The 23,691-nt window shown below is 59.1% G+C and carries 25 protein-coding genes; 19 read left to right on the top strand and 6 right to left on the bottom strand.

Annotation, left to right across the window (positions count from 1 at the left end; genetic code table 11):
- Positions 1 to 22 precede the first annotated feature (22 nt).
- Positions 23 to 1,882, bottom strand: a complete 1,860-nt coding sequence (locus tag EC915_RS12235; protein WP_133750793.1) for a DUF4105 domain-containing protein — start codon at positions 1,880 to 1,882, stop codon at positions 23 to 25.
- 91 nt (positions 1,883 to 1,973) lie between these two features.
- The gene (locus EC915_RS12230) at positions 1,974 to 2,462 is read right to left on the bottom strand and encodes a DUF3015 domain-containing protein (RefSeq protein WP_133750792.1); all 489 of its coding nucleotides are present in this window, start codon (positions 2,460 to 2,462) and stop codon (positions 1,974 to 1,976) included.
- A 280-nt stretch (positions 2,463 to 2,742) separates the two neighbouring features.
- Here EC915_RS12230 and EC915_RS12225 point away from each other — a divergent pair, with 280 nt between their 5' ends.
- The 4 genes from EC915_RS12225 (at position 2,743) to EC915_RS12210 (ending at position 7,162) form a co-directional block, all read left to right on the top strand.
- Positions 2,743 to 5,175 (top strand): Lon protease family protein, encoded by a 2,433-nt coding sequence (locus EC915_RS12225; protein ID WP_133750791.1) that lies wholly within the window; start codon positions 2,743 to 2,745, stop codon positions 5,173 to 5,175.
- A 185-nt stretch (positions 5,176 to 5,360) separates the two neighbouring features.
- Complete coding sequence (locus EC915_RS12220; protein WP_133750790.1) at positions 5,361 to 5,693, top strand: hypothetical protein; 333 nt, start codon at positions 5,361 to 5,363, stop codon at positions 5,691 to 5,693.
- Positions 5,694 to 5,874: 181 nt separating this feature from the next.
- Positions 5,875 to 6,363 (top strand): TIGR00645 family protein, encoded by a 489-nt coding sequence (locus tag EC915_RS12215; RefSeq protein ID WP_133750789.1) that lies wholly within the window; start codon positions 5,875 to 5,877, stop codon positions 6,361 to 6,363.
- A 181-nt stretch (positions 6,364 to 6,544) separates the two neighbouring features.
- Entirely contained in the window at positions 6,545 to 7,162 is a 618-nt protein-coding gene (locus tag EC915_RS12210) for an FKBP-type peptidyl-prolyl cis-trans isomerase (protein WP_133750788.1), read from the top strand.
- A gap of 102 nt (positions 7,163 to 7,264) precedes the next feature.
- Here EC915_RS12210 and EC915_RS12205 read toward each other — a convergent pair whose 3' ends face one another.
- Both EC915_RS12205 and EC915_RS12200 read right to left on the bottom strand, forming a co-directional pair.
- Positions 7,265 to 7,507, bottom strand: a complete 243-nt coding sequence (locus EC915_RS12205; protein ID WP_133750787.1) for a hypothetical protein — start codon at positions 7,505 to 7,507, stop codon at positions 7,265 to 7,267.
- 192 nt (positions 7,508 to 7,699) lie between these two features.
- A complete protein-coding gene (locus EC915_RS12200) occupies positions 7,700 to 8,668 on the bottom strand; it encodes a polyprenyl synthetase family protein (protein WP_133750786.1) in 969 nt (322 codons plus the stop codon).
- A 241-nt stretch (positions 8,669 to 8,909) separates the two neighbouring features.
- On the opposite strand from EC915_RS12200, the gene rplU reads away from it, so the two are divergent.
- From rplU to EC915_RS12175, 5 genes are all read left to right on the top strand, one after another.
- The gene (rplU, locus tag EC915_RS12195; protein WP_003230856.1) at positions 8,910 to 9,224 is read left to right on the top strand and encodes a 50S ribosomal protein L21; all 315 of its coding nucleotides are present in this window, start codon (positions 8,910 to 8,912) and stop codon (positions 9,222 to 9,224) included.
- A gap of 35 nt (positions 9,225 to 9,259) precedes the next feature.
- Positions 9,260 to 9,532 carry a 50S ribosomal protein L27 gene (gene rpmA, locus EC915_RS12190; RefSeq protein ID WP_133750785.1) on the top strand — a complete coding sequence of 91 codons (273 nt, stop codon included), beginning with the start codon at positions 9,260 to 9,262 and terminating at the stop codon, positions 9,530 to 9,532.
- Between the two features lie 252 nt (positions 9,533 to 9,784).
- A complete protein-coding gene (cgtA, locus tag EC915_RS12185; protein ID WP_133750784.1) occupies positions 9,785 to 11,008 on the top strand; it encodes an Obg family GTPase CgtA in 1,224 nt (407 codons plus the stop codon).
- Between the two features lie 84 nt (positions 11,009 to 11,092).
- A complete protein-coding gene (proB, locus tag EC915_RS12180; RefSeq protein ID WP_133750783.1) occupies positions 11,093 to 12,211 on the top strand; it encodes a glutamate 5-kinase in 1,119 nt (372 codons plus the stop codon).
- 29 nt (positions 12,212 to 12,240) lie between these two features.
- On the top strand, positions 12,241 to 12,717 hold the full coding sequence (locus EC915_RS12175) for a CreA family protein (RefSeq protein WP_133750782.1): 477 nt from the start codon (positions 12,241 to 12,243) through the stop codon (positions 12,715 to 12,717).
- A gap of 239 nt (positions 12,718 to 12,956) precedes the next feature.
- Here the strand turns inward: EC915_RS12175 and rpsT are convergent, their stop codons facing one another.
- Entirely contained in the window at positions 12,957 to 13,235 is a 279-nt protein-coding gene (gene rpsT / locus EC915_RS12170; protein ID WP_110946958.1) for a 30S ribosomal protein S20, read from the bottom strand.
- 248 nt (positions 13,236 to 13,483) lie between these two features.
- Between rpsT and murJ the strand changes: the two genes are divergently transcribed.
- The 6 genes from murJ to ispH all read left to right on the top strand — a co-directional run bounded on the left by murJ (position 13,484) and on the right by ispH (position 20,910).
- On the top strand, positions 13,484 to 15,028 hold the full coding sequence (murJ, locus tag EC915_RS12165; protein WP_133750781.1) for a murein biosynthesis integral membrane protein MurJ: 1,545 nt from the start codon (positions 13,484 to 13,486) through the stop codon (positions 15,026 to 15,028).
- A gap of 118 nt (positions 15,029 to 15,146) precedes the next feature.
- A complete protein-coding gene (ribF, locus tag EC915_RS12160; RefSeq protein ID WP_133750780.1) occupies positions 15,147 to 16,082 on the top strand; it encodes a bifunctional riboflavin kinase/FAD synthetase in 936 nt (311 codons plus the stop codon).
- 13 nt (positions 16,083 to 16,095) lie between these two features.
- Positions 16,096 to 18,927 carry an isoleucine--tRNA ligase gene (gene ileS / locus EC915_RS12155; RefSeq protein ID WP_133750779.1) on the top strand — a complete coding sequence of 944 codons (2,832 nt, stop codon included), beginning with the start codon at positions 16,096 to 16,098 and terminating at the stop codon, positions 18,925 to 18,927.
- A complete protein-coding gene (lspA, locus tag EC915_RS12150) occupies positions 18,920 to 19,435 on the top strand; it encodes a signal peptidase II (protein WP_133750778.1) in 516 nt (171 codons plus the stop codon). Before ileS ends, lspA begins: the two co-directional genes overlap by 8 nt.
- Positions 19,428 to 19,880 (top strand): peptidylprolyl isomerase, encoded by a 453-nt coding sequence (locus EC915_RS12145; RefSeq protein WP_133750777.1) that lies wholly within the window; start codon positions 19,428 to 19,430, stop codon positions 19,878 to 19,880. Before lspA ends, EC915_RS12145 begins: the two co-directional genes overlap by 8 nt.
- Before the next feature lie 82 nt (positions 19,881 to 19,962).
- A complete protein-coding gene (gene ispH / locus EC915_RS12140) occupies positions 19,963 to 20,910 on the top strand; it encodes a 4-hydroxy-3-methylbut-2-enyl diphosphate reductase (protein WP_133750776.1) in 948 nt (315 codons plus the stop codon).
- A 20-nt stretch (positions 20,911 to 20,930) separates the two neighbouring features.
- On the opposite strand, the gene EC915_RS12135 is transcribed toward ispH, so the two are convergent.
- On the bottom strand, positions 20,931 to 21,434 hold the full coding sequence (locus tag EC915_RS12135; RefSeq protein WP_133750775.1) for a GspH/FimT family protein: 504 nt from the start codon (positions 21,432 to 21,434) through the stop codon (positions 20,931 to 20,933).
- Between the two features lie 168 nt (positions 21,435 to 21,602).
- On the opposite strand from EC915_RS12135, the gene pilV reads away from it, so the two are divergent.
- From pilV to EC915_RS12115, 4 genes are read left to right on the top strand one after another with little or no spacing between them, the layout of a single operon-like run.
- On the top strand, positions 21,603 to 22,058 hold the full coding sequence (gene pilV / locus EC915_RS12130; RefSeq protein ID WP_256658719.1) for a type IV pilus modification protein PilV: 456 nt from the start codon (positions 21,603 to 21,605) through the stop codon (positions 22,056 to 22,058).
- Positions 22,055 to 22,759, top strand: a complete 705-nt coding sequence (locus EC915_RS12125) for a PilW family protein (RefSeq protein WP_133750773.1) — start codon at positions 22,055 to 22,057, stop codon at positions 22,757 to 22,759. The genes pilV and EC915_RS12125 overlap by 4 nt, the downstream gene beginning before the upstream one ends.
- 10 nt (positions 22,760 to 22,769) lie before the next feature.
- On the top strand, positions 22,770 to 23,258 hold the full coding sequence (locus EC915_RS12120) for a PilX N-terminal domain-containing pilus assembly protein (RefSeq protein ID WP_133750772.1): 489 nt from the start codon (positions 22,770 to 22,772) through the stop codon (positions 23,256 to 23,258).
- A gap of 11 nt (positions 23,259 to 23,269) precedes the next feature.
- The gene (locus tag EC915_RS12115) at positions 23,270 to 23,686 is read left to right on the top strand and encodes a type IV pilin protein (protein WP_133750771.1); all 417 of its coding nucleotides are present in this window, start codon (positions 23,270 to 23,272) and stop codon (positions 23,684 to 23,686) included.
- Positions 23,687 to 23,691: the final 5 nt, after the last annotated feature.

Below are 23,691 nucleotides of genomic sequence, written 5' to 3'. Positions count from 1 at the left end.
CCCCTGCGCAAAGCAGATCACTTCAATAGTGATACCACTTCAACTCCAGCATCACTTCATTGACCGGCGAGGTCAGTTGGCTGAACTCACGCTGTGCGCTGAGCCTCAGTCCAAGATTGCGCGACAATTCCCACTGTTGATTCAGGCTGATAGTGCGCCGCACTTCGCCGTTGGTGAAGTAATCGCCCTTGGTCTCAACACTCAGATTACCCAGCGGGTTGCGCCATAAAATCCCGGAATCGAACCCGGCGGCGGGTGAGATCAGCGCGTCGAAATCGTTGTTGTGTTCAATGCGCACCGTGCCCAAGGCGAACCCCAGCACGTCATCGCCCAGTTTCCAGGTGCCGCCGGCGCCGCCATTGACGTGGCTGACCAGATTCTCGTCGCCATGTTTGCCCAATACCCGCTCCAGGCCACCTGTCACTTGCCATGACCAGGGTTGCAGCAATTCATTGCGCGGGGTCAGAGAGCGGATGGTGGCCAGGTCCAGACGCTGCACCTGCCACTTATTGTTCTCGTATTGGCGCAGCTTGAGTTGCAGAATCTCTATCTGCGCGCCCAGCGGGAAGCCGTAAGCGTTGTCGTTGAGATCGTGATACGCCATGCGCAAGCCGTATTCAGCGAACGCCTTGTCATCACGGACGCCGGCGCCCAGTTGCCAGGTGCGTGATTCATGGCCGTCTTCGGGCAGCCCTGGGCGCTCGATGTCCAGGGCTGGCGGCGGATTGGTGCTGATGGCCCGCAGCAGGTCGTAACTGCGCTGCGAGCGGGCGGGGTCGCGTTCCTCGCCATTGGCGCGATAGCGTTCGAGCCGGTAGGCGGCGTCCTGAATCAACGCCCGACGGTCCTTCGGTACGGCGAGGTATTCGGGGCTCTGCATCAATTGCTGATCGGCGCTGACCTTGAGCACCCATTGCTTCTCATCGTGACTGAGCGGCTCGGCGCGACTGAGCAGCTCGCGCTCCCTGGACGGGCGATAGTCGATGTTTTCCACCAGCCCCGCCTCCTTGACCGCGCGCACGGTATCGGTCGGAATCGCGGTCAGACGAAACTGCGGCGTCAGGTTCAGGCTCGGACGCGCGACTTGCAGCAACTCCAGCAAGCGGTAGGAGCAGTTTTCGTCGAAAAAGAAATAGCCGAAGCGAATCTGTTTGAGTTCCCACACATGCTCGACCATGCGCCGGGTTTCTTCCGGGGTCAGGTTGAGGCGGTATTCCCACAGGTCGCGGTTCTCCAGGCTGCGGTATTCGGAGAGTTTTTCCTGATACGGCACTAATGCGAACAGGCCGGGATAGCCGCCCATCAGGCCTTTCCAGGCATAGAGAATGCTGTTGTCGGCGCCTTCGATGTAGGCGCCGAAGTTGATGGCGTAGCTGAGCAGGGCGGTCTTGTTGGCCTGTACGTCAGCCTGATCAATGCGCAGCAGCGTGTGGCCGAACATCGAAGATGGGCTATTGAGGTACGCGGCGGGGAAGATCAATACGGTGCTGTCCGGGGCCACGTCGGAAAACCATTTGTTGAATTCCTGACAGTCCACGGCGGGCAGGTCTGTAAGCTTCAGCTCGTCGCGCAGAAAACGGGTGCGCGAGGGATAGACGCATTGCGGATGCAGGTTTTCCTTGCCGTGGACCACAGGCCGATAGATCGCGTCGAGGGTCGCGGCGAGTTCGGCTTCCGGGTCATGGGCGCCATTGACGGCAAGGAAGAATTTGGGGTCGTCGACATAGCTGCGCCAGCCGCCCAGCTTGCCGGACTCATAGTGGCCGATGGCAATCCAGAATCTGGAATCGGCCAGTTGCTGCAAACGACCGGGGTCGACGTGAGGCGCGGCATAAAGCGGGGCGCAGACACAGAGCGCCAGCCAGGCAATGCGTTTGAGCATAAAAAGGCAACTAATCAAAAGTAAACGGAGGTCTTTATCTGCACGATAAGCAATGAGCCTGCCTCCCGGGAGGGAGGCAGGTGGTGCGACTTTAGGCTTGAGCTGCGTATTTAGCCAGAGTCGGATCGTTCTTCAGGACGTCGATGGTGTTGCTGTGCACGTCGTCAGCCGTAGCGTCGGCCTTGTTGAAGATCTGCTGATAGTGCTCGTGGGTGACTGCGGCGAAATGCGCACGGTCTTGCGGTGCAACGCCCAGCACGACCGCGTAGGTGGTCAGTGCTTCGCCCTGGCCCATGGCCATGTCTTTGGAAAGCTCGTCCATCATGCCGTTCATGGCAATCCAGGACTTGCCGCCGTATGTCAGCGCGCTGTTGGTGGAGCAACCGTTGGTGCCCGAGGTCATGCCGAAAGTGGCGTTGCCCGAGGTGCCGTTGGTAGTGGAGGCCAGAAAGTGAGCTGGTGTGCCACGTTGACCTTCGAACAGCATGTTGCCCCAGCCGCAATCCGGGCCGCCAGGGGCTTGGGCCATGGCGTTCAGGGATGCAGCGGCGAGGAGAGTACCAAGAAGAATCCGTTTCATAGCGTTAGTCTCTGTTGTTTCAACCAAGGGTCGGATGCCTGACCAATAAGGGCGTCAGGCGGGGCCGGTTATTTAAATTGTTACCAGCCGCGCAGGTTGGAGTTTAGGCACGTTCCGAATGTTCCGTGTGTAATTACTGTTTGTTGCAGTCAAAGCTTACGTATTGGCAGGTCGGCGGCCTCGTCAGGCGTAAGAAAATTCCGGTGGTTCTTGCCTTGCCAGTCTGGTGCGGCGAGCGCCAGAATGCCCTCATCTGCCCCGCGTGATGTAAGGATGTCCGATGCCCGATCCTGTTGCTGCCAGCTTGCGACTTGCGCCTGAAGCGCTTACCCGTCCCTTTTCCGCTGAACAGTTCAGCTTCACGACAACCAACGATCTGGAACCCTTTCGCGGCGTGCTCGGCCAGGAGCGAGCGGTCGAAGCCTTGCAGTTCGGGGTCGCCATGCCGCGCCCCGGTTACAACGTATTCGTCATGGGCGAGCCTGGTACTGGCCGCTTCTCCTTCGTCAAGCGCTACCTCAAGGCCGAGGGCAAGCGCATGCAGACCCCGTCGGACTGGGTCTACGTCAATAATTTCGATGACCCCCGCGAGCCGCGCGCGGTTGAATTGTCACCGGGCAGCGCCAGTTCGTTCATTGCGGACATCGGCGGGTTGATCGACAACCTGCTGGCGACATTTCCCGCGGTGTTCGAGCATCCGTCCTACCAGCAAAAGAAAAGCGCCATCGATCGCGCCTTCAATCAGCGCTACGACCGCGCGCTGGATGTGATCGAGCGTCTGGCGCTGGAAAAGGGCATCGCCCTTTATCGCGACAGCACCAACATTGCGTTCACGCCGATGCTGGAAGGCAAGGCGCTGGACGAAGCCGAGTTTTCGCAACTGCCGGAAGCCGGTCGTGAGCGCTTCCACACGGATATTTCGGCACTGGAGGAGCGCCTCAACGAAGAACTCGCCAGTCTGCCGCAGTGGAAACGTGAATCCAACAACCAGATGCGCCAGCTCAATGAAGAAACGATCATTCTGGCTTTGCAGCCGTTGCTGGCGCCTTTGTCCGAGCAGTACGCCGAAAACGCTGCTGTCTGTGCCTACCTGCAGGCAGTGCAGGTCAACCTGCTCAAGACCGTGGTCGAGCAATTGGTCGACGACAGCAAAACCGATGCTCAGGCGCGCAAGCTGCTGGAAGAGCAGTACTGCCCGAGTCTGGTGGTCGGTCACCCCACCAGTGGCGGTGCGCCTGTGGTCTTCGAGCCGCATCCGACCTACGACAACCTGTTTGGACGCATCGAGTACAGCACCGACCAGGGCGCGCTTTACACCACGTATCGTCAGCTGCGTCCGGGTGCCTTTCATCGGGCCAATGGCGGCTTCCTGATTCTGGAAGCCGAGAAGATGCTCAGCGAGCCGTTCGTGTGGGACGCGCTGAAACGCTCGCTGCAGTCGCGCAAGCTGAAAATGGAAGCGCCGCTGGGCGAGCTGGGCCGCATCGCTACAGTGACCCTGACGCCGCAGACCATTGCGTTGCAGGTCAAGGTCATCATCATAGGGGCCCGCTCGCTGTATTACACGCTGCAGGACCTGGATCCGGATTTCCAGGAGATGTTCCGGGTGCTGGTAGATTTCGACGAAGACATTCCCATGGTCGACGAGAGCCTGGAGCAGTTCGCCCAGTTGCTCAAGACCCGTACTTCGGAGGAGGGCATGGCCCCGTTGACCGCCGATGCGGTGGCGCGCCTGGCGACTTACAGTGCGCGTCTGGCCGAACATCAGGGGCGTTTGTCGGCGCGCATTGGCGACCTGTTCCAGTTGGTCAGCGAGGCGGATTTCATTCGCAGCCTTGCCAACGATGAGCGTACCGATGCCGGTCATATCGAGCGTGCGCTCAAAGCCAAGGCCACCCGCACCGGGCGGGTGTCGGCGCGGATTCTCGATGACATGCTCGCCGGCATCATCCTGATCGACACCACGGGCGCGGCGGTTGGCAAGTGCAATGGCCTTACCGTGCTGGAAGTCGGCGATTCGGCGTTTGGCGTGCCCGCGCGGATTTCCGCCACGGTGTATCCGGGCGGCAGCGGCATCGTCGACATCGAGCGTGAGGTCAACCTGGGTCAGCCGATCCACTCCAAAGGCGTGATGATTCTTACCGGTTATCTGGGCAGCCGTTACGCGCAGGAATTCCCGCTGGCGATTTCCGCAAGCATCGCGCTGGAGCAGTCCTACGGTTATGTAGACGGCGACAGCGCTTCGCTGGGTGAGGTCTGCACGCTGATTTCCGCCCTGTCGAAGACCCCGCTCAAGCAATGCTTCGCCATCACCGGCTCGATCAACCAGTTCGGTGAAGTGCAGGCTGTGGGCGGGGTCAACGAGAAGATCGAGGGCTTCTTCCGACTCTGCGAGGCGCGGGGGCTTACCGGTGATCAGGGGGCGATCATTCCGCAGGCCAACGTTGCGACGCTGATGCTCGATGAGCGGGTGTTGCAGGCCGTGCGCGCCGGGCAGTTCCACGTGTATGCGGTACGTCAGGTGGATGAGGCGCTGAGTCTGCTGGTGGGTGAAGCCGTGGGCGAGGCTGATGAAGACGGGCAATTCCCGGAAAACTCGGTGAACGGCCGAGTGGTGGAACGCCTGCGCGATATCGCAGAAATGCTCAGCGAAGAGGAGCTCAAGGAGCTTGAAAAAGAGGCGCCACAATTACAGCCGGAACTGAAAAGCTGACCGTTTGACGTCAATGCAACAGGGCGCCTGATGGCTAAATGACCATTCGGCGCCCTGTTGGTTTTCATGCTTTTCTTACAGGGTCCTTCTTCGATATTGTCCGGTGGCAGCAGTTGTCAAAGGGACTGACGCGTTTCCTTCGCCGTTTCAAGGGAATGAATACTGCAACCAATGAGGAGCTCGCCATGCCGCGCAGTCTCTGTCTTACTCGCCAATGCCTGGGTCTGTTGACCCGTATCGAATGTGTGGTTCGCCCGCTGTCCGGCGATAACGGTATGTGGACCTTGCTGTTTGCTGCCGGGATGTCTGGAGAACAACCTTCTGCTTTAAAGGCTCAGGGGCCGTTTCAAGGTCCGGTCGCCGCCGAGTCCGTTCTAGACGCGATTGCCGAGAGTCTGGTCCTTCACGGCTATCAAGCGGCCGAAGAAATACCGATCTGGAGCCTTCATCTGCAAGGTGAGCTGCGAAGGATCAACAGTGACGCCTCTGGCGTTCAGCGCCCTTCTCCCGTCAACTGACGCGCAAGACCCCATCGATGCACGCCGCGTGGTTGTTCCTGTCATCAGGGTTGTAACGTGGTTTCGTCGCATGCCGAATCAATATTCCGGGTCGCCCAATTGTTTCAAATATTGTCGCAGCAGCTTGTGCCCATGGGCCTTCGCCCTATACTCGGCGGCTTTCAATTATCTGTGAGCTTCAATGGAACGGTTTATCGAAAATGCCATGTACACGTCGCGCTGGTTGCTAGCGCCGATCTACTTTGGCTTGTCTCTGGGGTTGCTGGCGCTGGCGATGAAGTTCTTCCAGGAGATCTTTCACGTCATCCCCAATGTGTTTTCGCTGGCCGAGTCCGATCTGATTCTGGTCCTGCTGTCGCTGATCGACATGGCTTTGGTGGGTGGTTTGCTGGTGATGGTGATGATCTCGGGTTACGAGAACTTCGTTTCGCAACTGGACATCGACGAAGACAAGGAAAAGCTCAACTGGCTGGGCAAGATGGACTCCTCGTCGCTGAAGATGAAAGTGGCAGCTTCCATCGTTGCCATCTCGTCCATCCATCTGTTGCGCGTGTTCATGGATGCCAAGAACACCGAACCCCAATACCTGATGTGGTACGTGATCATTCACATGACCTTCGTGGTGTCGGCGTTTGCAATGGGTTATCTGGACAAGCTGACCAAGCACTGATGAGCGCGGCACGTTTCGCGGGTTGATCCGCTTCCTTGCCAATGAGTTCGCGCCCACGCGTGTGTAATCGCTCTCAGGATCAGAGCGGCTGCCCCGCTTAGGGCAGATTGACCGAATGTGCTAGGCTGCTCGGCCTTTTGGTTCAGGGCGCCCTCGGGCGCTCTATAAGCGGAGCAGCATCATGTCCGAAGTCAACCTGTCCACCGACGAAACCCGCGTCAGCTACGGCATTGGCCGTCAGCTGGGCGACCAACTGCGTGACAACCCGCCACCGGGTGTCAGCCTGGACGCCATCCTGGCCGGTTTGACCGATGCCTTCGGTGGCACGCCAAGCCGTGTCAGCCAGGAAGAAATGGCTGCCAGCTTTAAGGTCATCCGCGAAATCATGCAGGCAGAGGCCGCTTCCAAAGCCGAAGCCGCTGCTGGCGCCGGCACGCAATACCTGGCTGAAAACGCCAAGCGCGAAGGCGTGACCACGCTGGAATCTGGCCTGCAATTCGAAGTCATCACCACCGGTGAAGGCACTCAGCCAACCCGCGAAAGCAACGTGCGTACTCACTACCACGGCATGTTGATCGACGGCACTGTATTCGACAGTTCCTACGAGCGTGGCGAACCCGCGGAATTTCCGGTAGGCGGCGTCATCGCTGGCTGGACCGAAGCTCTGCAGTTGATGAAGGCCGGCAGCAAATGGCGCTTGCACGTTCCAAGCGAACTGGCCTATGGCGCTCAAGGCGTGGGCAGCATCCCGCCGCACAGCGTTCTGGTGTTCGATGTCGAGCTGCTCGACGTCTTGTAAAGCTTGATAGCCGCTGCGAGCGGTGAGCTCTAAGCTTCAGGCAGATCATTGCCGGGTGGACGCTAAGCGTTCACTCGGCAATGTGCATTTGCTGACAGTCATTCAATGTAATTCACACGCCGGGCGCAACGCCCGGGCGTAGCAGAACAGAAACAGGCTGCGCACCATTTCCTTTTGAATCCCCGGTTCGCATGAACTGAGGCTATTTACGTCCAGGTCCCCCTGATCCCGCAGTTCGTCCAGCGCGTCTTCCTCAAGCACGGCACAGACCTGGCCGGTCTCGCGATGCAAAATTCGCAGGTAAGGGTGTGGCCGGTCCAGCCAGGCGTCAATCAGATAAGTCATGTTCGTACTCCTTGAAAGATTCCAATGAGAATAATTCCTATCTTAGGAATAGCAAGGATCCATTTGAGATTTATTCGCATTTCGGTGGTTGGTTTGATTTGGGTCATGGGGGGGGGGGCTCCTGCAATGGCCTAAATCGCCAGGCACAAAAAACCCGTCACATGGACGGGCTTCGGTGGAGCAGGGCGTGGATCAGTGCGTACGGGCTACCGCAAATTCGCTCAGCTCGATCAGTGCATCGCGATACTCGCTGGCAGGCAGGACGTCCAGGCATGCGATGGCGCGAGCGACATAATCGCGAGCCAGCCTGGCGGTGTAATCCAGCGAACCTGAGTTTTCGACCGCTTCACGGATGCTGTCGAGGTCCTCCAGGCCGCCTTTCTGAATGGCCTTGCGTACCAGTGCCGCCTGTTCAGACGTGCCTTCGCGCATGGTGTAGATCAGCGGCAGGGTCGGTTTGCCTTCCGCCAGGTCGTCACCGATGTTCTTGCCCATGGTCTCGGCATCGCCGCGATAGTCGAGCAGATCGTCAACCAGCTGGAATGCAATGCCCAGATGGTCACCGAATGTACGCAACGCTTCGCTCTCGTCAGCGCTTGCGTTGGCTAGGGCGGCGGCGCTGTGAGTCGAGGCTTCGAACAGCATGGCTGTTTTGCCGCGAATCACTTCCATGTAGGTTTCTTCGGTGGTGCTGGCGTCGCGAACCTTCGACAACTGCAGCACTTCACCCTCGGCGATCACGCGGGTCGCTTTGGAGAGAATCTGCATCACCGGCATCGAGCCTAGCTCGACCATCATTTCGAATGAGCGCGAATAGAGGAAATCCCCAACCAGAACGCTCGGCGCATTGCCCCACATGGCGTTGGCGGTCGAGCGGCCACGGCGCATGCCGGACATGTCGACGACGTCGTCGTGCAGCAGGGTGGCGGTGTGCAGGAATTCGATGGTGGCCGCCAGCAGTCGCAGGCTGTCGCCGCCACTGCCCAGTGCCTTGCCGCACAGAAGCACCAGTAATGGACGCAGGCGTTTGCCGCCAGCGGAAGTAATGTAGTCGCCGATTTTCGAGACCAGCGGCACGCGCGATGTCAGCTGCTTCTTGATAATGTGGTCGACGGCTGTAAAGTCGTCCGCCACAGCGCGGTAGAAGGCTTGGGGTTGCATCAGCGAGACGTGCTCCAGAAGGGTTGCGCGGCATGCTAGGTTGCAGGCCCGGGCCTGTCAAGGCGTGACGTAAGGCCGCTTGCAAGGTGGCCGCGCCTTGCGTACAATCGCGCACCCTAACTTTCCTGGGCAGCACCTGCCTTACGCAATTGCATGCGTGCCTTTCCAGCCACATGCAGCCATGCCAGCCAATACCTCTTCCTATAAAGAGCTGGGTGAGCAGGATTTTCGGAGAAATACCATGTCTTATGCAGTAATCGTTACTGGCGGCAAGCAATACAAGGTCGCCCCAGGTGAATACCTGAAGATCGAAAAACTGGAAATCGCTACTGGCGAATCCGTTACCTTTGATCGTGTTCTGTTGGTTGCCAATGGCGACGACGTGAATATCGGTGCTCCTGTCGTTGCTGGCGCAACCGTTGTGGCTGAAGTGATCTCCCAAGGTCGTCACGATAAAATCCGCATCATCAAGTTCCGTCGCCGTAAGCACCACATGAAGCGTATGGGCCACCGCCAGTGGTACACCGAGATCAAAATCACCGGTATTCAGGCTTAATTTCAGCCTAATTCCTCACTAGGAGAATTGAACTCATGGCACACAAAAAAGCTGGTGGTAGTACCCGTAACGGTCGCGACTCAGAAGCCAAGCGCCTTGGCGTCAAGATGTATGGCGGCCAGGTCATCGTCCCGGGCAACATCATCGTGCGTCAGCGCGGCACCCAGTTCCACGCTGGCTACGGCGTTGGCATGGGTAAGGATCACACCCTGTTCGCTAAAGTCGAAGGCGTGATCAAGTTCCAGGTTAAAGGCGCCTTCGGTCGTCGTTATGTAAGCATCGTGCCGAAAGCAGCAGTCGCGGCGTGATCTTGCGTTCAGGCAGCGTGAAGGCGTAGCTGTTGCGACGACCGCCGCGCTGCCTGAGCAGAAAAGCCCTGTCGACGACAGGGCTTTTTCGTTTGTAGCAGGTCTGGTTTTGGTGAGCCTCTTGCAAAGCTGTTTGTGTGGGCCGTTGTGGTGTGAAGTCGCTGGTTTTTGATCGGTATCGCAACGCTCATCTTTGCAAGAGCCTTATGAATTTATGTTGTTTGCTCGTCTTTGTGACGGGAGGCGTGCGTTATGAAATTTGTTGATGAAGTATCCATTCGAGTGAAGGCCGGTGACGGCGGCAACGGTTGCATGAGCTTCCGTCGCGAGAAATTCATCGAGAACGGTGGTCCCAATGGGGGGGATGGTGGTGATGGCGGCTCGATCTACATGGTCGCCGACGAAAACCTCAATACCCTGGTCGACTACCGCTACACCCGTCACTTTGACGCCGAACGTGGCTCCAATGGCGGAAGTACCGATTGCACCGGTCGCAAAGGTGAGGAGCTGGTCCTGCGCGTGCCGGTCGGCACTACCGTGATCGATGCCAGCACCCAGGAAATCATCGGTGACCTGACCAAGGCCGGTCAGCGCTTGATGGTGGTTCAAGGCGGCTGGCACGGCCTGGGTAATACCCGTTTTAAATCCAGTACCAACCGCGCGCCGCGCCAAACCACCCCGGGCAAGCCGGGCGAGCAGCGTGATCTGAAGCTTGAGCTCAAAGTGCTGGCAGATGTCGGTCTGCTGGGCTTGCCGAACGCAGGCAAAAGCACCTTCATTCGCTCTGTATCGGCTGCCAAACCGAAGGTCGCCGACTATCCGTTCACGACCCTCGTGCCGAATCTGGGTGTGGTCAGTGTCGATCGCTGGAAGAGCTTCGTCATTGCCGACATCCCGGGTTTGATCGAGGGTGCATCGGACGGCGCTGGTCTTGGCATTCGCTTCCTCAAGCACCTGGCGCGTACCCGGCTGTTGCTGCATCTCGTCGACATGGCGCCGCTGGATGAAACCAGTGCGCCGGACGCGGCTGAGGTCATTGTCAACGAGTTGGTCAAGTTCAGCCCTGCGCTGGCAGATCGGGATCGCTGGCTGGTGCTGAACAAGTGCGACCAGATCCTCGAAGAAGAGCACGAAGAGCGCAAGCAGGAGATCGTTGATCGCTTGGGCTGGACCGGTCCTGTCTACGTGATCTCGGCGATTGCCAAAGAGGGCACCGATCGTCTGAGTCACGACATCATGCGCTACCTTGAAGATCGTGCCGATCGTCTGGCCAATGACCCGGCTTATGCTGAGGAGTTGGCCGAGCTGGATCAGCGTATCGAAGACGAGGCCCGCGCTCAGTTGCAGGCGCTGGATGATCAGCGTGCGCTGCGCCGTAGCGGCGTGAAGAGCGTGCACGATATCGGCGACGATGACTGGGACGAAGAAGATGTGGATGATGAAGATGGTCCGGAAATCATTTACGTCCGTGACTGATTCACTGAAGTAAACTACAACGCCGCTTGAAAGCGGCGTTTTAGTGTGTCGAATTCGTACTCTCTGGCTGAAGGTTGAAAGATCATGCGCAGCAAGGTGACAGGTGCCCGGCGTTGGGTTGTGAAGATCGGAAGTGCGCTGCTGACCGCGGATGGCAAGGGTCTTGATCGTAACGCGATGGGTGTTTGGGTCGAGCAGATGGTGGCGCTGCGTGAGGCGGGCGTCGAGCTGGTTCTGGTTTCCTCCGGCGCAGTAGCCGCCGGTATGAGTCGCCTGGGCTGGACTGCACGACCGAGTGCCATGCATGAGCTTCAAGCCGCGGCGGCCATTGGGCAGATGGGGTTGGTACAGGCCTGGGAATCCAGCTTTGCCGAGCACGACCGCCATACTGCGCAGATTCTGTTGACCCATGACGACCTGTCTGATCGCAAGCGCTACCTCAATGCCCGCAGTACCCTGCGTACGCTGGTCGACCTGGGCGTCGTGCCGGTGATCAACGAAAACGATACCGTTGTCACCGATGAGATCCGTTTTGGCGACAACGACACGCTGGCCGCGTTGGTGGCGAACCTGGTCGAAGCCGATCTGTTGGTCATCCTCACTGACCGCGACGGTATGTTCGATGCCGATCCGCGCAATAACCCTGATGCGCAGCTGATTCACGAGGCCCGCGCTGACGATCCGGCGCTGGATGCAGTGGCAGGTGGCACAGGCGGGGCGTTGGGCCGTGGCGGCATGCAGACCAAGCTGCGAGCGGCGCGTCTGGCTGCGCGCTCGGGTGCGCACACGGTCATTGTCGGCGGGCGCATCGAGCGCGTGCTGGCGCGTCTCAAGGCTGGCGAGCAGTTGGGAACGCTGCTATCGCCCGAGCGCGGCATGTTGGCGGCTCGTAAACAGTGGTTGGCCGGTCATCTGCAGACTCGCGGCACGCTGGTGCTGGATGATGGTGCGGTCAAGGCGCTTGCCGAGAGTCACAAGAGCCTGCTGCCGGTGGGTGTGAAGCTGGTTCAGGGTAGTTTTCGCCGTGGCGAAATGGTGGTATGTGTCGCCGCAGATGGTCGTGAGATCGCGCGTGGCCTCAGTAACTACAGTGCGCTTGAGGCGCAAAAGATCATTGGCCAGCCATCCGATACCATCGTCAATGCGTTGGGTTATATGGCTGAGCCTGAGCTGGTTCATCGTGACAACCTGATTCTGGTCTGAGTCGGGTTTTCTTTTATGAGGAAGCCGCAATGCGAGTGTTGAAGGGGATGCTGGGTGCGCTGCTGTTGCTGCCATTTCTGGCTTCAGCTGAAGAGATAGGTCAGGTTTCGACGGTATTCAAATTCGTCGGCCCCAACGACCGGATCGTGGTCGAGGCGTTCGACGATCCGAAGGTCGATGGCGTGACCTGCTATCTGTCTCGTGCCAAAACGGGCGGAGTGAAGGGTGGGTTGGGGCTGGCTGAGGATCGCGCAGAGGCGTCCATTGCCTGTCGCCAGGTAGGGCCGATCCACTTCAAGGAGCAGCTCAAGGACGGTGATGTGGTGTTCAAGGAGCGCACATCGCTGGTATTCAAGACCATGCAGGTCGTGCGTTTTCTCGACACCAAGCGCAATGCGCTGGTGTATCTGGTCTATAGCGACCGGGTCATCGAGGGCAGTCCTCAGAATGCTGTGACGGCAATTCCGATTTTGCCGTGGGCGCCAGCGCCTGCTCCTGGTCCGTGATTACTGGTAGTGCGGGTGTCCCTGTCTGGTGACGGGTGCGGTGTCCTGTGGGGGTTGAGTAAGCGCCCACAGATCTGATCGTTCCCACGCTCCGCGTGATAACGCATTCTCGGACGCTCCGCGTACCTTGAGTCGGCTGCGGAGCGCATGGGAGCGATCATCGTAACGAGCTGTGTGGTAGCCAAATCGCTGGCAATAAAAAACCGACCCTGAGGTCGGTTTTTCAACAAGCAGATCGCTTAGGCAGCAGCAGCAAGGTTCAGAGCCTTGATGTGGCCATTCAGGCGGCCTTTATGGCGAGCAGCTTTGTTCTTGTGGATGATGCCTTTATCGGCCATACGGTCGATAACTGGCACAGCCAGAACATAAGCAGCTTGCGCTTTTTCAGCGTCTTTAGCGTCGATGGCTTTCACTACGTTCTTGATGTAGGTACGAACCATGGAACGCATGCTGGCGTTGTGGCTGCGACGCTTCTCAGCCTGTTTTGCACGTTTTTTGGCGGAAGGTGAGTTGGCCACCGTCGAGCTCCTCGAAAGACTTGGGAAATAGCTAACAAAATAGGCCGCGAATCATGCCGATGACTTTGATACTTGTCAAGGGCGGTTGATGCGTTCCGCTGAGTGGTCCGCATGTGATGCCGAGGATTTCTTTCCGGCGTACGACCTGTAAACTCGCGGGCTTTGGCTCAGTGCTGTTTTGCGGCGCGGAGTATCGCATAAATGGAAGACGCTTTGGCGCTTCCTTTGCTCGGGTGCGTAACCTTTAGATGAATCTCCTCAAATCGCTTGCCGCCGTCAGCTCTATCACGATGCTTTCGCGGGTTCTGGGCTTTATCCGCGATACCATCATTGCCCGCGCATTCGGGGCAGGAATGGCAACGGATGCCTTCTTCATCGCCTTCAAATTGCCGAACCTGCTGCGTCGGATTTTTGCCGAGGGCGCGTTCTCTCAGGCGTTCGTGCCGATCCTTGCCGAATATAAAAGTCAGCAGGGCGAGGAGGCGACCCGCACGTTTGTCGCTTATGTCACCGGCCTGCTGACCCTGGCGCTGGCGCTGGTCACGGTATTGGGCATCATTTTCGCGCCCTGGGTGATCTGGGCCACCGCGCCGGGGTTCGCCGATACACCGGAAAAATTCCAGCTGACTTCCGATCTATTGCGTGTGACCTTTCCTTATATATTGCTGATCTCCCTGTCCTCCCTGGCCGGCGCCATCCTCAATACCTGGAACCGTTTTTCCGTGCCGGCGTTCGTGCCGACGTTGCTCAATCTGGCGATGATTTTCTTCGCTCTGTTCCTGACGCCGTATTTTCACCCACCCGTGATGGCGCTGGGCTGGGCGGTGCTGGCGGGCGGTTTGCTGCAATTGCTGTACCAACTGCCGCACCTGAAGAAAATCGGCATGCTGGTTTTGCCACGCCTGAATCTGCGCGACACCGGTGTCTGGCGGGTGATGAAACAGATGCTGCCAGCGATACTCGGCGTCTCGGTCAGTCAGATTTCCCTGATCATCAACACCATTTTCGCCTCGTTTCTGGTGGCAGGTTCGGTGTCGTGGATGTACTACGCCGACCGCCTGATGGAGTTGCCTTCAGGTGTGCTGGGCGTCGCGCTGGGGACGATTCTGCTGCCGATTCTCTCCAAGACCTACGCCAGCAAGGATCGCCAGGAGTATTCGCGGATTCTTGATTGGGGCCTGCGGTTGTGTTTCGTACTGGTCCTGCCGTGTACGCTGGCCCTCGGACTGCTGGCCGAGCCGTTGACTGTTTCACTGTTCCAGTACGGCAAGTTCGATGGCACAGACGCGGCGATGACCCAACGCGCGTTGATCGGCTATTCGGTTGGACTGTTGGGGATCATCGTGATCAAGGTGCTGGCACCGGGCTTCTACGCTCAACAAAATATTCGTACCCCGGTGAAAATCGCCATCTTCACCCTCATAGTGACTCAACTGTTCAACGTGCTGTTCGTTTATGGCGTGCAGCTGGCGCATGCGGGGCTGGCGTTGGCGATCAGCATGGGCGCATGTCTGAATGCTTTGCTGTTGTTCTGGCAATTGCGGCGTCAGGATCTCTACCAGCCGCAACCTGGCTGGCCGGTATTCCTGACCAAACTTGTCTTAGCCGTTTCGGTCATGTGCGCTGTGCTGTTGGCGCTGATGCACTTCATGCCGGCTTGGTCCGACGGACAGATGTTCGAACGTTTCATCCGGCTCGGTGGGCTGGTGGCGGCGGGGGTGGTGGCCTATTTCGGCATGTTGCTGCTGCTGGGGTTCCGTCTCAAGCATTTCGCCCGCAAAGCGATCATGTAGGATCAATCGTCGGTTTTTGCCGGTTAATGCCGATTGTTGCAGTTTGCCTGGATGTGTCGCCTGTCGTTGAAGGCGGTGTGTGGTTATAATCGGCCACTTTATGAGCAAGAAGCGCGTTATGCAGCTGGTTCGAGGCCTTCACAACCTACGCCCCCAGCATTGGGGCTGCGTCGCCACCATTGGCAATTTCGACGGCGTTCATCGTGGTCACCAGGCTATCCTGAAGCGACTGCGCGAGCGTGCCGTGGAGTTGGGCCTGCCCAGCTGCGTGGTGATTTTCGAGCCGCAGCCGCGCGAGTTTTTCGCACCGAAAACAGCGCCTGCGCGCCTGGCCCGTCTGCGTGACAAGGTCGATCTGCTGGCTGCCGAGGGTGTCGATCTGGTGCTTTGCCTGACGTTTAATCAACGCTTGAGCAAGCTGCGTGCGACCGAATTTGTCGACACTGTTTTGATCGATGGGCTTGGCGTGAAGCATCTGGAGGTCGGTGACGACTTCCGTTTCGGTTGTGACCGGATCGGGGATTTCGACTTCCTGCAAAAGGTCGGCGCCGAAAAAGGCTTCACCGTCGAAGCCGCGCAGACCGTACAAATCGACGGCGTACGCGTCAGCAGCACCAAGGTCAGAAACGCCTTGGCAGCAGCTGACTTTGCGCTTGCCGAAGACCTGCTGGGCAGGCCCTTCGAAATCTGCGGCCGTGTCCTGCATGGCCAGAAGCTGGCGCGTCAGCTGGGTACGCCCACTGCCAACGTGCAGCTCAAGCGTCGTCGCGTGCCGTTGACCGGGGTTTATCTGGTCAGTGCCCAGCTCGATGGCAAGGTCTGGCCGGGTGTCGCCAATATTGGTGTGCGACCGACCGTGGCGGGGGATGGACGTCCTCACCTTGAAATACATCTTCTGGATTTTGCCGGTGATATCTATGGCCGGCGTTTGACGGTGGTCTTCCACCAAAAGCTGCGCGATGAGCAGCGTTTTGCCTCACTTGAGGCGCTTAAGACGGCGATCGATGCGGATGTCGCTGCCGCCCGTGCCCATTGGGGCATGGTCAACCGCTAACCTAGAGCCTGAAATGACCGATTACAAAGCCACGCTTAATCTTCCGGACACCGCCTTCCCTATGAAGGCCGGCCTGCCCCAGCGCGAGCCGCAAACTCTGCAGCGCTGGGACAGCATTGGCCTGTACCAGAAGCTGCGGGAAATTGGCAAGGATCGTCCGAAGTTCGTTCTGCACGACGGTCCTCCCTATGCCAACGGCACTATTCACATCGGTCATGCGCTCAACAAGATTCTCAAGGACATGATAGTCCGGTCGAAAACCCTGTCGGGTTTCGACGCGCCTTATGTTCCGGGTTGGGACTGCCACGGCCTGCCGATCGAGCACAAGGTCGAGGTGACCCACGGCAAGAACCTGCCCGCAGACAAGACCCGCGAGCTGTGCCGTGCCTATGCCGCCGAGCAGATCGAGGGCCAGAAGGCCGAGTTCATTCGTCTGGGCGTACTCGGCGACTGGGACAATCCGTATCGCACCATGGATTTCGCCAACGAAGCCGGAGAAATCCGTGCGCTGGCGGAACTGGTCAAGAACGGTTTCGTATTCAAAGGCCTCAAGCCGGTCAACTGGTGTTTCGATTGCGGCTCGGCACTTGCTGAGGCAGAAGTCGAATATCAGGACAAGAAGTCGTCGACCATCGATGTGGCCTTCCCGGTTGCCGATGCCGACAAGCTCGCCGCTGCCTTCGGCCTGCCGAGCCTGAGCAAACCTGCTGCCATCGTGATCTGGACCACCACCCCGTGGACCATCCCGGCCAACCAGGCGCTCAACGTTCACCCGGAATTCAACTACGCGCTGGTCGACACAGGCGAAAAATTGTTGGTACTGGCTGAAGAGCTGGTCGAAGGCTGCCTCAAGCGCTGGAACCTCGAAGGTTCGGTGTTGGCGACCGCGCCCGGTGCGGCACTGGAACTGATCAACTTCCGTCATCCGTTCTATGATCGCCCGTCGCCGATTTATCTGGCTGACTATGTCGAGCTGGGCGCGGGTACCGGTGTTGTCCATTGCTCGCCAGCCTATGGCGTCGATGACTTCGTGATCTGCAAAAGCTATGGCCTGGCCAACGACGACATCATTAGCCCGGTGCAAAGTAACGGCGTGTACGTGCCGTCGCTGGAGTTCTTTGGTGGCCAGTTCATCTTCAAGGTCAACCAGCCCATCATCGACAAGCTGACCGAAGTCGGCGCGCTGCTGCACACCGAAGTCATCACCCACAGCTACATGCATTGCTGGCGTCACAAGACGCCGCTGATCTACCGCGCCACCGCGCAGTGGTTCGTCGGCATGGACAAGCAGCCGGTGTCGGGCGACACCTTGCGTACCCGCGCAATCAACGCCATCGAACAGACCCGATTCGTACCGGCCTGGGGGCAGGCGCGTCTGCATTCGATGATCGCTACCCGTCCTGACTGGTGCATTTCCCGTCAGCGTAACTGGGGCGTGCCGATCCCGTTCTTCCTGAACAAGGAAACCGGCGAACTGCACCCACGCACTGTCGAGCTGATGGAGGCGGTCGCCAAGCGCGTCGAGAATGCAGGCATCGAGGCCTGGTTCGAGATGGACGCTGCCGAGTTGCTGGGCGATGAAGCGTCGCAATACGACAAGATTTCCGACACGTTGGACGTCTGGTTCGACTCGGGCACCACTCACTGGCACGTCTTGCGCGGTTCGCACCCGATGGGCCACGAAACCGGGCCACGCGCCGACCTGTACCTGGAAGGTTCGGACCAACACCGTGGCTGGTTCCACTCATCGCTGCTGACCGGTTGCGCCATCGACAATCACGCGCCGTATCGCCAACTGCTGACTCACGGTTTTACCGTGGACGAGAACGGCCGCAAGATGTCCAAGTCGCTGGGCAACGTGATTGCGCCGCAGAAGGTCAACGACACCCTGGGCGCGGACATCATGCGTTTGTGGGTTTCCGCCACGGACTACTCGGGCGAGATGGCGGTTTCGGAAACCATCCTGCAGCGCAGTGCCGATGCATACCGTCGGATCCGTAATACCGCGCGCTTTTTGCTTTCCAACCTGACCGGCTTTAACCCGGCCACCGATATCCTGCCTGCCGATGAAATGCTGGCACTGGACCGTTGGGCCGTTGACCGTGCGCTGCTGCTACAGCGCGAGCTGGAAGAGCACTACGGCGAATACCGTTTCTGGAACGTCTATTCGAAAGTGCACAACTTCTGCGTGCAGGAGCTGGGCGGTTTCTATCTGGACATCATCAAGGACCGCCAGTACACCACCGGGGCCAACAGCAAGGCTCGCCGCTCCTGCCAGACCGCGCTGTTCCACATCTGCGAAGCGCTGGTGCGCTGGATCGCTCCAATCCTGGCATTCACCGCCGACGAGCTGTGGCAGTACATGCCGGGCGAGCGTAACGAGTCGGTCATGCTCAACACCTGGTATGAAGGCCTGAGCGAGTTGCCTGAAGGCTTCGAGCTGGACCGTGCTTATTGGGAACGGGTCATGGCGGTCAAGACGGCGGTCAACAAGGAGCTGGAGAACCAGCGTGCGGCGAAAGCCATCGGCGGTAACCTGCAGGCCGAAGTGACGCTTTACGCCGAAGACGATCTGACCATTGATCTGAACAAGCTGGGTGATGAACTGCGCTTCGTGCTGATTACCTCCAAGGCCAGCGTTGCGCCGTTCGTCAGCGCCCCTGCCGATGCCGTTGTCACTGAAGTGGCGGGCTTGAAGCTCAAGGTGGTCAAGTCCGGTTACACCAAGTGTGCCCGTTGCTGGCATTTCCGCGAGGACGTTGGGGTTCACGCCGAGCATCCGGAAATCTGCGGTCGCTGTGTGGACAACATCAGCGGCGCTGGCGAGGTTCGTCACTATGCGTAATGCGTCGGCTGGCCGTATGGGCCGTTTAAGCTGGCTGTGGTTGAGCGTGCTGGTCCTGGTCATTGACCAGGCCAGCAAGTTCTACTTCGAGCACCGTCTTGACCTGTATGAGCAGATAGTGGTGATCCCCGACTACTTTAGCTGGGTATTGGCCTATAACACCGGAGCTGCTTTCAGCTTTCTTGCTGATGGTTCCGGGTGGCAGCGCTGGCTGTTCGCATTGATTGCTGTAGTGGTCAGTGCGGTGCTGGTGATCTGGCTCAAGCGTCTGGGGCGTGACGAAACCTGGCTGGCCGTCGCGCTGGCTTTGGTGCTGGGCGGCGCGCTTGGTAACCTTTACGACCGCATCGCCATTGGCCACGTAATCGACTTTGTTCTGGTGCACTGGGACACTCGCTGGTACTTCCCGGCCTTCAACTTTGCCGACAGTGCAATCACTGTAGGCGCGATCATGCTGGCTCTGGACATGTTCAAGAGCAAGAAAACCGGAGAGCCCGTTCATGACTGAACACGCTGCCCAAGAAACACGCATCGGTCAGAACACGGAAGTCACCCTGCATTTCGCCCTGTATCTGGAAAATGGCGACACCGTCGACAGCACCTTCGACAAGGCTCCGGCCACGTTCAAGGTCGGTGATGGCAGTCTGTTACCAGGTTTCGAGGCGCTGATTTTCGGCTTCAAGGCCGGCGATAAGCGCAGGGTTGAAGTGCCGCCGGAAAACGCCTTTGGTCAGCCCAATCCGCAAAATTTGCAGATCATGCCGCGCTCGCAGTTTCAGAACATGGAACTGGCCGAGGGGCTGCTGGTGATCTTCAACGATGCGGCCAATACCGAGCTTCCGGGTGTGGTCAAGGCGTTCGACGAGGAACAGGTGACCGTCGACTTCAACCATCCGCTGTCCGGTAAAACGTTGACCTTCGAAGTGGAAATCTTCGAGGTCAAGGCGCTCTGAGCAATCAGACCGCCTGTGGCCCCGACATGGCTCGGGGCCTTTTCGTTTTTATGTTTCATTGCGCGTAGACACGAGGCCCATCATGCAAATCAAACTCGCCAACCCACGTGGCTTCTGCGCCGGGGTGGACCGTGCGATCGAAATCGTCAATCGCGCGCTGGAAGTGTTTGGCCCGCCGATCTACGTGCGCCATGAAGTGGTTCATAACAAATTCGTCGTCGAAGACCTGCGCAGCCGGGGTGCGATCTTCGTCGAAGAACTGGATCAGGTGCCCGACGACGTCATCGTCATCTTCAGTGCTCATGGCGTCTCTCAAGCCGTGCGTACCGAGGCGGCCGGTCGCGGCCTGAAAGTGTTCGACGCGACCTGCCCGCTGGTGACCAAGGTCCACATCGAAGTCGCCCGCTACAGCCGCGATGGACGCGAGTGCATCCTCATCGGTCACGAGGGGCACCCGGAAGTCGAAGGCACGATGGGGCAGTACGATGCCAGCAATGGCGGTGCCATCTATCTGGTAGAAGATGAAGATGACGTCGCCAACCTGTTGGTGCGCAATCCTGAAAAGCTGGCTTTCGTGACGCAGACGACGCTGTCCATGGACGACACCAGTCGTGTGATCGACGCGCTGCGCACGCGTTTTCCATCCATCGGCGGCCCGCGCAAGGACGACATCTGCTACGCCACGCAAAACCGTCAGGATGCGGTCAAGCAACTGGCCGATGAGTGCGACGTGGTGCTGGTGGTCGGCAGCCCGAACAGCTCCAACTCCAATCGTCTGCGCGAGCTGGCCGAGCGCATGGCCACTCCGGCGTATCTGATCGATGGCGCAGAAGACATGCAGCGCAACTGGTTCGACGGCGTGCAGCGTATCGGCATCACCGCAGGCGCATCGGCTCCCGAAGTGCTGGTGCGTGGCGTCATTGAACAGTTGCAGGCCTGGGGCGCAACCGGCGCAGACGAGCTGGCGGGTCGCGAGGAAAACATCACCTTCTCGATGCCCAAGGAGCTGCGGGTCAAGTCGATCCTGTAAGCCGTTTTCTGACGTCTGCTTCATGAACAAGGCTCGGTTGTGAAACCGCTGCTGCGAAGCGTCACCCGACCCGTTACGGCAATCGCAATCTGGTAGCGACTGACGGGTGAGTCTTTCAGGCAGACCGCCAGTGTGCCATTGGCATTGTTGAGCAGCCTGCCGGTGTTATCGAAGCCAATGCGCATCGCCACCCGTCTATTGCCGACCACCCTCACGTTCTGGTGGCCACTGCGTTCGGCCAGTATCGGTTCATCTTCGTCCCGGAACTGATTGCGATTGATATCGACGAATACGTGCCAGCCCTGACTCCAGTCGCCTTCCTGCGCCTGCACGATGACGGGTTGGCTGCGTAGAATCGCCTCGACGCGGGCCAGCCGCAAACCGCTGACCAGTTGTTGGGCGGTGTCCTGACGCCGTTGCGATTCGATCAGCGTCCCAAAGGCGGGGGCGGCCAGCGTGGCAGTAACGGCGATCAATACCAGCACGATCAGCAGCTCCAGCAGTGTTAGCCCTGTCTGCTTCACCTTGTCTCTCCCACACCACACCCTGCTCAAGCAAACGCTCATCCAAGGCCACTGACAAGGCCGAGGATTGTCAGTCGATGTGTCCGCAAGCAGCCGTTACACACCTGTCAGGCAGGCCACGAAGTATCGGCTTCAATGTCTCTGCACATGACTTGGCAGAGGTGTTCGATGGCGACGGGATCAGCACAGGCAGGGGTGACACTGATCGAGGTGCTGGTGGCGCTGCTGGTGTTATCCGTCGGCGTGCTGGGCGTGGCGACGTTGCAGCTCAATGCGCTGAAGCACACCGACAGCGCGATGCGCAGCACTCAGGTCAGTTTCATCGTTCATGACCTGCTCGAACGGATCCGCGCCAACCCCCAAGCGAACTACGCCCTGGTTGAGCTGAGTCATGCCCCCACCTCCGGCAACCCTGAGATTCCCCGCGATCAAGACCTTTTCGATTTTGCCGATCAACTGCGGCGCACGGTGGGCGACGATGCCAAGGCGTCCATCGCGATAAGTGGGGCCAGGGTGACGGTCACGCTGGACTGGAATGACTCGCGGGCACAAGGCCAGGGCGCTGCGAGACAGACCATGACCTTGACCAGTGTGACCACGCCCGAGCGAGGTGCCCACCCATGACAACTCGGCACAACAGAGGCTTCGCCCTGGTTGAGACCTTACTGGCGCTGGTTCTCGGTCTGGTGATGTCCCTGGCGCTGACGCAGATTTTCATCACCGCCAAAAGCACCTGGCTGAGTCAGACGTCATCCGCCAGCCTGCAGGAAGATGCGCGGTTTGTACTGACCAAGATGATTCAGGAAGTGCGTCTGGTGGGTATGTTCGGTTGCCTGGGCAGCGTGCGTGACGTCAGTCTTGACGCAGGTTTTTCCTCCGCATCCCAAGCGCCGGTGCAGTGGGATGCCCGTCAGAAAAGCCTGATCCTGACGACCGCTGCCGTTGGCACGGACAAGTCCTGGCACAACTGGGTCATCCATACCGATTGCGCGAAATCGGCCACGGCGTGGTCTCGCGGGCGCGCGCCGTCATTGGGGCCTGGCGAATTTGCGATTGCTGTTCAGCGGCAGGTCTATCGATTCAACGAACAGCGAGGCGAGCTGACCCTCGACGGCCAGCCGTTGCTCAGCAATGTGCGCGCATTCGGTGTGCTGTTTGGCGTGGCTGACTCAATCCAAGCCCCGAGTATTGCGCGCTATACCGCCCAACCGGAGCCACAACTGATTCGAAGCTTACGTGTGACATTGACGCTGTTCGATCCCGCAGACCGTACGCGGGAGCGGTCCTTCAGCGTCGTGGGCAGCCTGCGTAATCGGGTAGGTTGAGGAGTGGCGAATGAAGACCCAGCGTGGAGCGGTACTGATTGTCAGCCTGGTGTTTCTCATGCTTCTGACGCTGCTGGCGACCTCGTCCATGCAGAACGCGACGCTTCAGGAGAAAGCGGCAGGCGGCCTGGTACTGCGCGATGCCTCCTTTCAACTGGCCGAGACCGTGCTGCGAACCGCAGAAACCGAAGTGCTCATGCCAGGCTTTTCACATTCCCGGTGCTCGACGCCCGTCACGTGCCTTCCGCCGCCAGAAGCCCTGAGCCTCACCGCTGGCGGCAGGGGGCGGGCATCCGGGGTGAACTGGCTGGCGAGCAACGGTGGGTTCTTCGGTATTCAGTACCTTGGCGAAACCGAAGACCCTGCCGCCGCACCGGACCAACCCCAGCCACAAAAGCTGTATCGGGTGACCGCCATCGGTGTTCAGGGTACGTCGCGCACCGTGCTCGAGAGCATTCACACCGGCGAGCGCCGAATCTTGTGGCGACAACGGCGGTGAGGGCAGGGCGGATGACAGAACGAGGTTTCACGCTGATTGAATTGCTGATCGCGGTCGCCATCATCGCGATCCTCGCCGCTGTCGCTTACCCGACCTACACCGAACACACCCGCAAGATCCGGCGCTCGCAAATCGCGGCCGTCCTGGTCGAAGAAGCGCACAAGCTTGAGCGGTTCCATTCCCGTGCCGGGCAGTATTCGGACGTGACAGGGCCTCCTGCTCGCGAGCACGCAGTGTCCGAGGGCAACGGGTTTTATGTAATTGAGGCCAAGCGTTCCGAGCAGATGTTCGTGCTTAAAGCAATGCCGATTGGCGGCACGTTGATGAGCGGGGACAAGTGCGGCGCGTTCGTGCTGGAGAACACTGGCAGGCGCGACAACCAAGGGATGTCGGGCGATGCCAGTGTGCAGGGGTGTTGGGGGCGCTGATTGAT

The organism is Pseudomonas sp. LP_7_YM (assembly GCF_004364435.1).
Taxonomy (GTDB): Bacteria; Pseudomonadota; Gammaproteobacteria; order Pseudomonadales; family Pseudomonadaceae; genus Aquipseudomonas.
Note: the sequence above shows the minus strand (reverse complement) of the source record. Positions and strands in the feature narration are given on the sequence as shown.

Bases quoted from the DNA above. Each gene is read 5' to 3' on its own strand.
- EC915_RS12145 (WP_133750777.1), top strand. From the start codon at position 19,428: ATGACTGAACACGCTGCCCAAGAAACACGCATCGGTCAGAACACGGAA.
- cgtA (WP_133750784.1), top strand. From the start codon at position 9,785: ATGAAATTTGTTGATGAAGTATCCATTCGAGTGAAGGCCGGTGACGGC.
- lspA (WP_133750778.1), top strand. From the start codon at position 18,920: ATGCGTAATGCGTCGGCTGGCCGTATGGGCCGTTTAAGCTGGCTGTGG.
- EC915_RS12205 (WP_133750787.1), bottom strand. From the start codon at position 7,507: ATGACTTATCTGATTGACGCCTGGCTGGACCGGCCACACCCTTACCTG.
- EC915_RS12200 (WP_133750786.1), bottom strand. From the start codon at position 8,668: ATGCAACCCCAAGCCTTCTACCGCGCTGTGGCGGACGACTTTACAGCC.
- ribF (WP_133750780.1), top strand. From the start codon at position 15,147: ATGCAGCTGGTTCGAGGCCTTCACAACCTACGCCCCCAGCATTGGGGC.
- EC915_RS12120 (WP_133750772.1), top strand. From the start codon at position 22,770: ATGAAGACCCAGCGTGGAGCGGTACTGATTGTCAGCCTGGTGTTTCTC.
- murJ (WP_133750781.1), top strand. From the start codon at position 13,484: ATGAATCTCCTCAAATCGCTTGCCGCCGTCAGCTCTATCACGATGCTT.
- EC915_RS12220 (WP_133750790.1), top strand. From the start codon at position 5,361: ATGCCGCGCAGTCTCTGTCTTACTCGCCAATGCCTGGGTCTGTTGACC.
- EC915_RS12175 (WP_133750782.1), top strand. From the start codon at position 12,241: ATGCGAGTGTTGAAGGGGATGCTGGGTGCGCTGCTGTTGCTGCCATTT.
- EC915_RS12225 (WP_133750791.1), top strand. From the start codon at position 2,743: ATGCCCGATCCTGTTGCTGCCAGCTTGCGACTTGCGCCTGAAGCGCTT.
- EC915_RS12230 (WP_133750792.1), bottom strand. From the start codon at position 2,462: ATGAAACGGATTCTTCTTGGTACTCTCCTCGCCGCTGCATCCCTGAAC.
- EC915_RS12235 (WP_133750793.1), bottom strand. From the start codon at position 1,882: ATGCTCAAACGCATTGCCTGGCTGGCGCTCTGTGTCTGCGCCCCGCTT.
- proB (WP_133750783.1), top strand. From the start codon at position 11,093: ATGCGCAGCAAGGTGACAGGTGCCCGGCGTTGGGTTGTGAAGATCGGA.
- EC915_RS12125 (WP_133750773.1), top strand. From the start codon at position 22,055: ATGACAACTCGGCACAACAGAGGCTTCGCCCTGGTTGAGACCTTACTG.
- ispH (WP_133750776.1), top strand. From the start codon at position 19,963: ATGCAAATCAAACTCGCCAACCCACGTGGCTTCTGCGCCGGGGTGGAC.
- EC915_RS12210 (WP_133750788.1), top strand. From the start codon at position 6,545: ATGTCCGAAGTCAACCTGTCCACCGACGAAACCCGCGTCAGCTACGGC.
- pilV (WP_256658719.1), top strand. From the start codon at position 21,603: ATGGCGACGGGATCAGCACAGGCAGGGGTGACACTGATCGAGGTGCTG.
- rpmA (WP_133750785.1), top strand. From the start codon at position 9,260: ATGGCACACAAAAAAGCTGGTGGTAGTACCCGTAACGGTCGCGACTCA.
- ileS (WP_133750779.1), top strand. From the start codon at position 16,096: ATGACCGATTACAAAGCCACGCTTAATCTTCCGGACACCGCCTTCCCT.
- EC915_RS12215 (WP_133750789.1), top strand. From the start codon at position 5,875: ATGGAACGGTTTATCGAAAATGCCATGTACACGTCGCGCTGGTTGCTA.
- EC915_RS12115 (WP_133750771.1), top strand. From the start codon at position 23,270: ATGACAGAACGAGGTTTCACGCTGATTGAATTGCTGATCGCGGTCGCC.
- rplU (WP_003230856.1), top strand. From the start codon at position 8,910: ATGTCTTATGCAGTAATCGTTACTGGCGGCAAGCAATACAAGGTCGCC.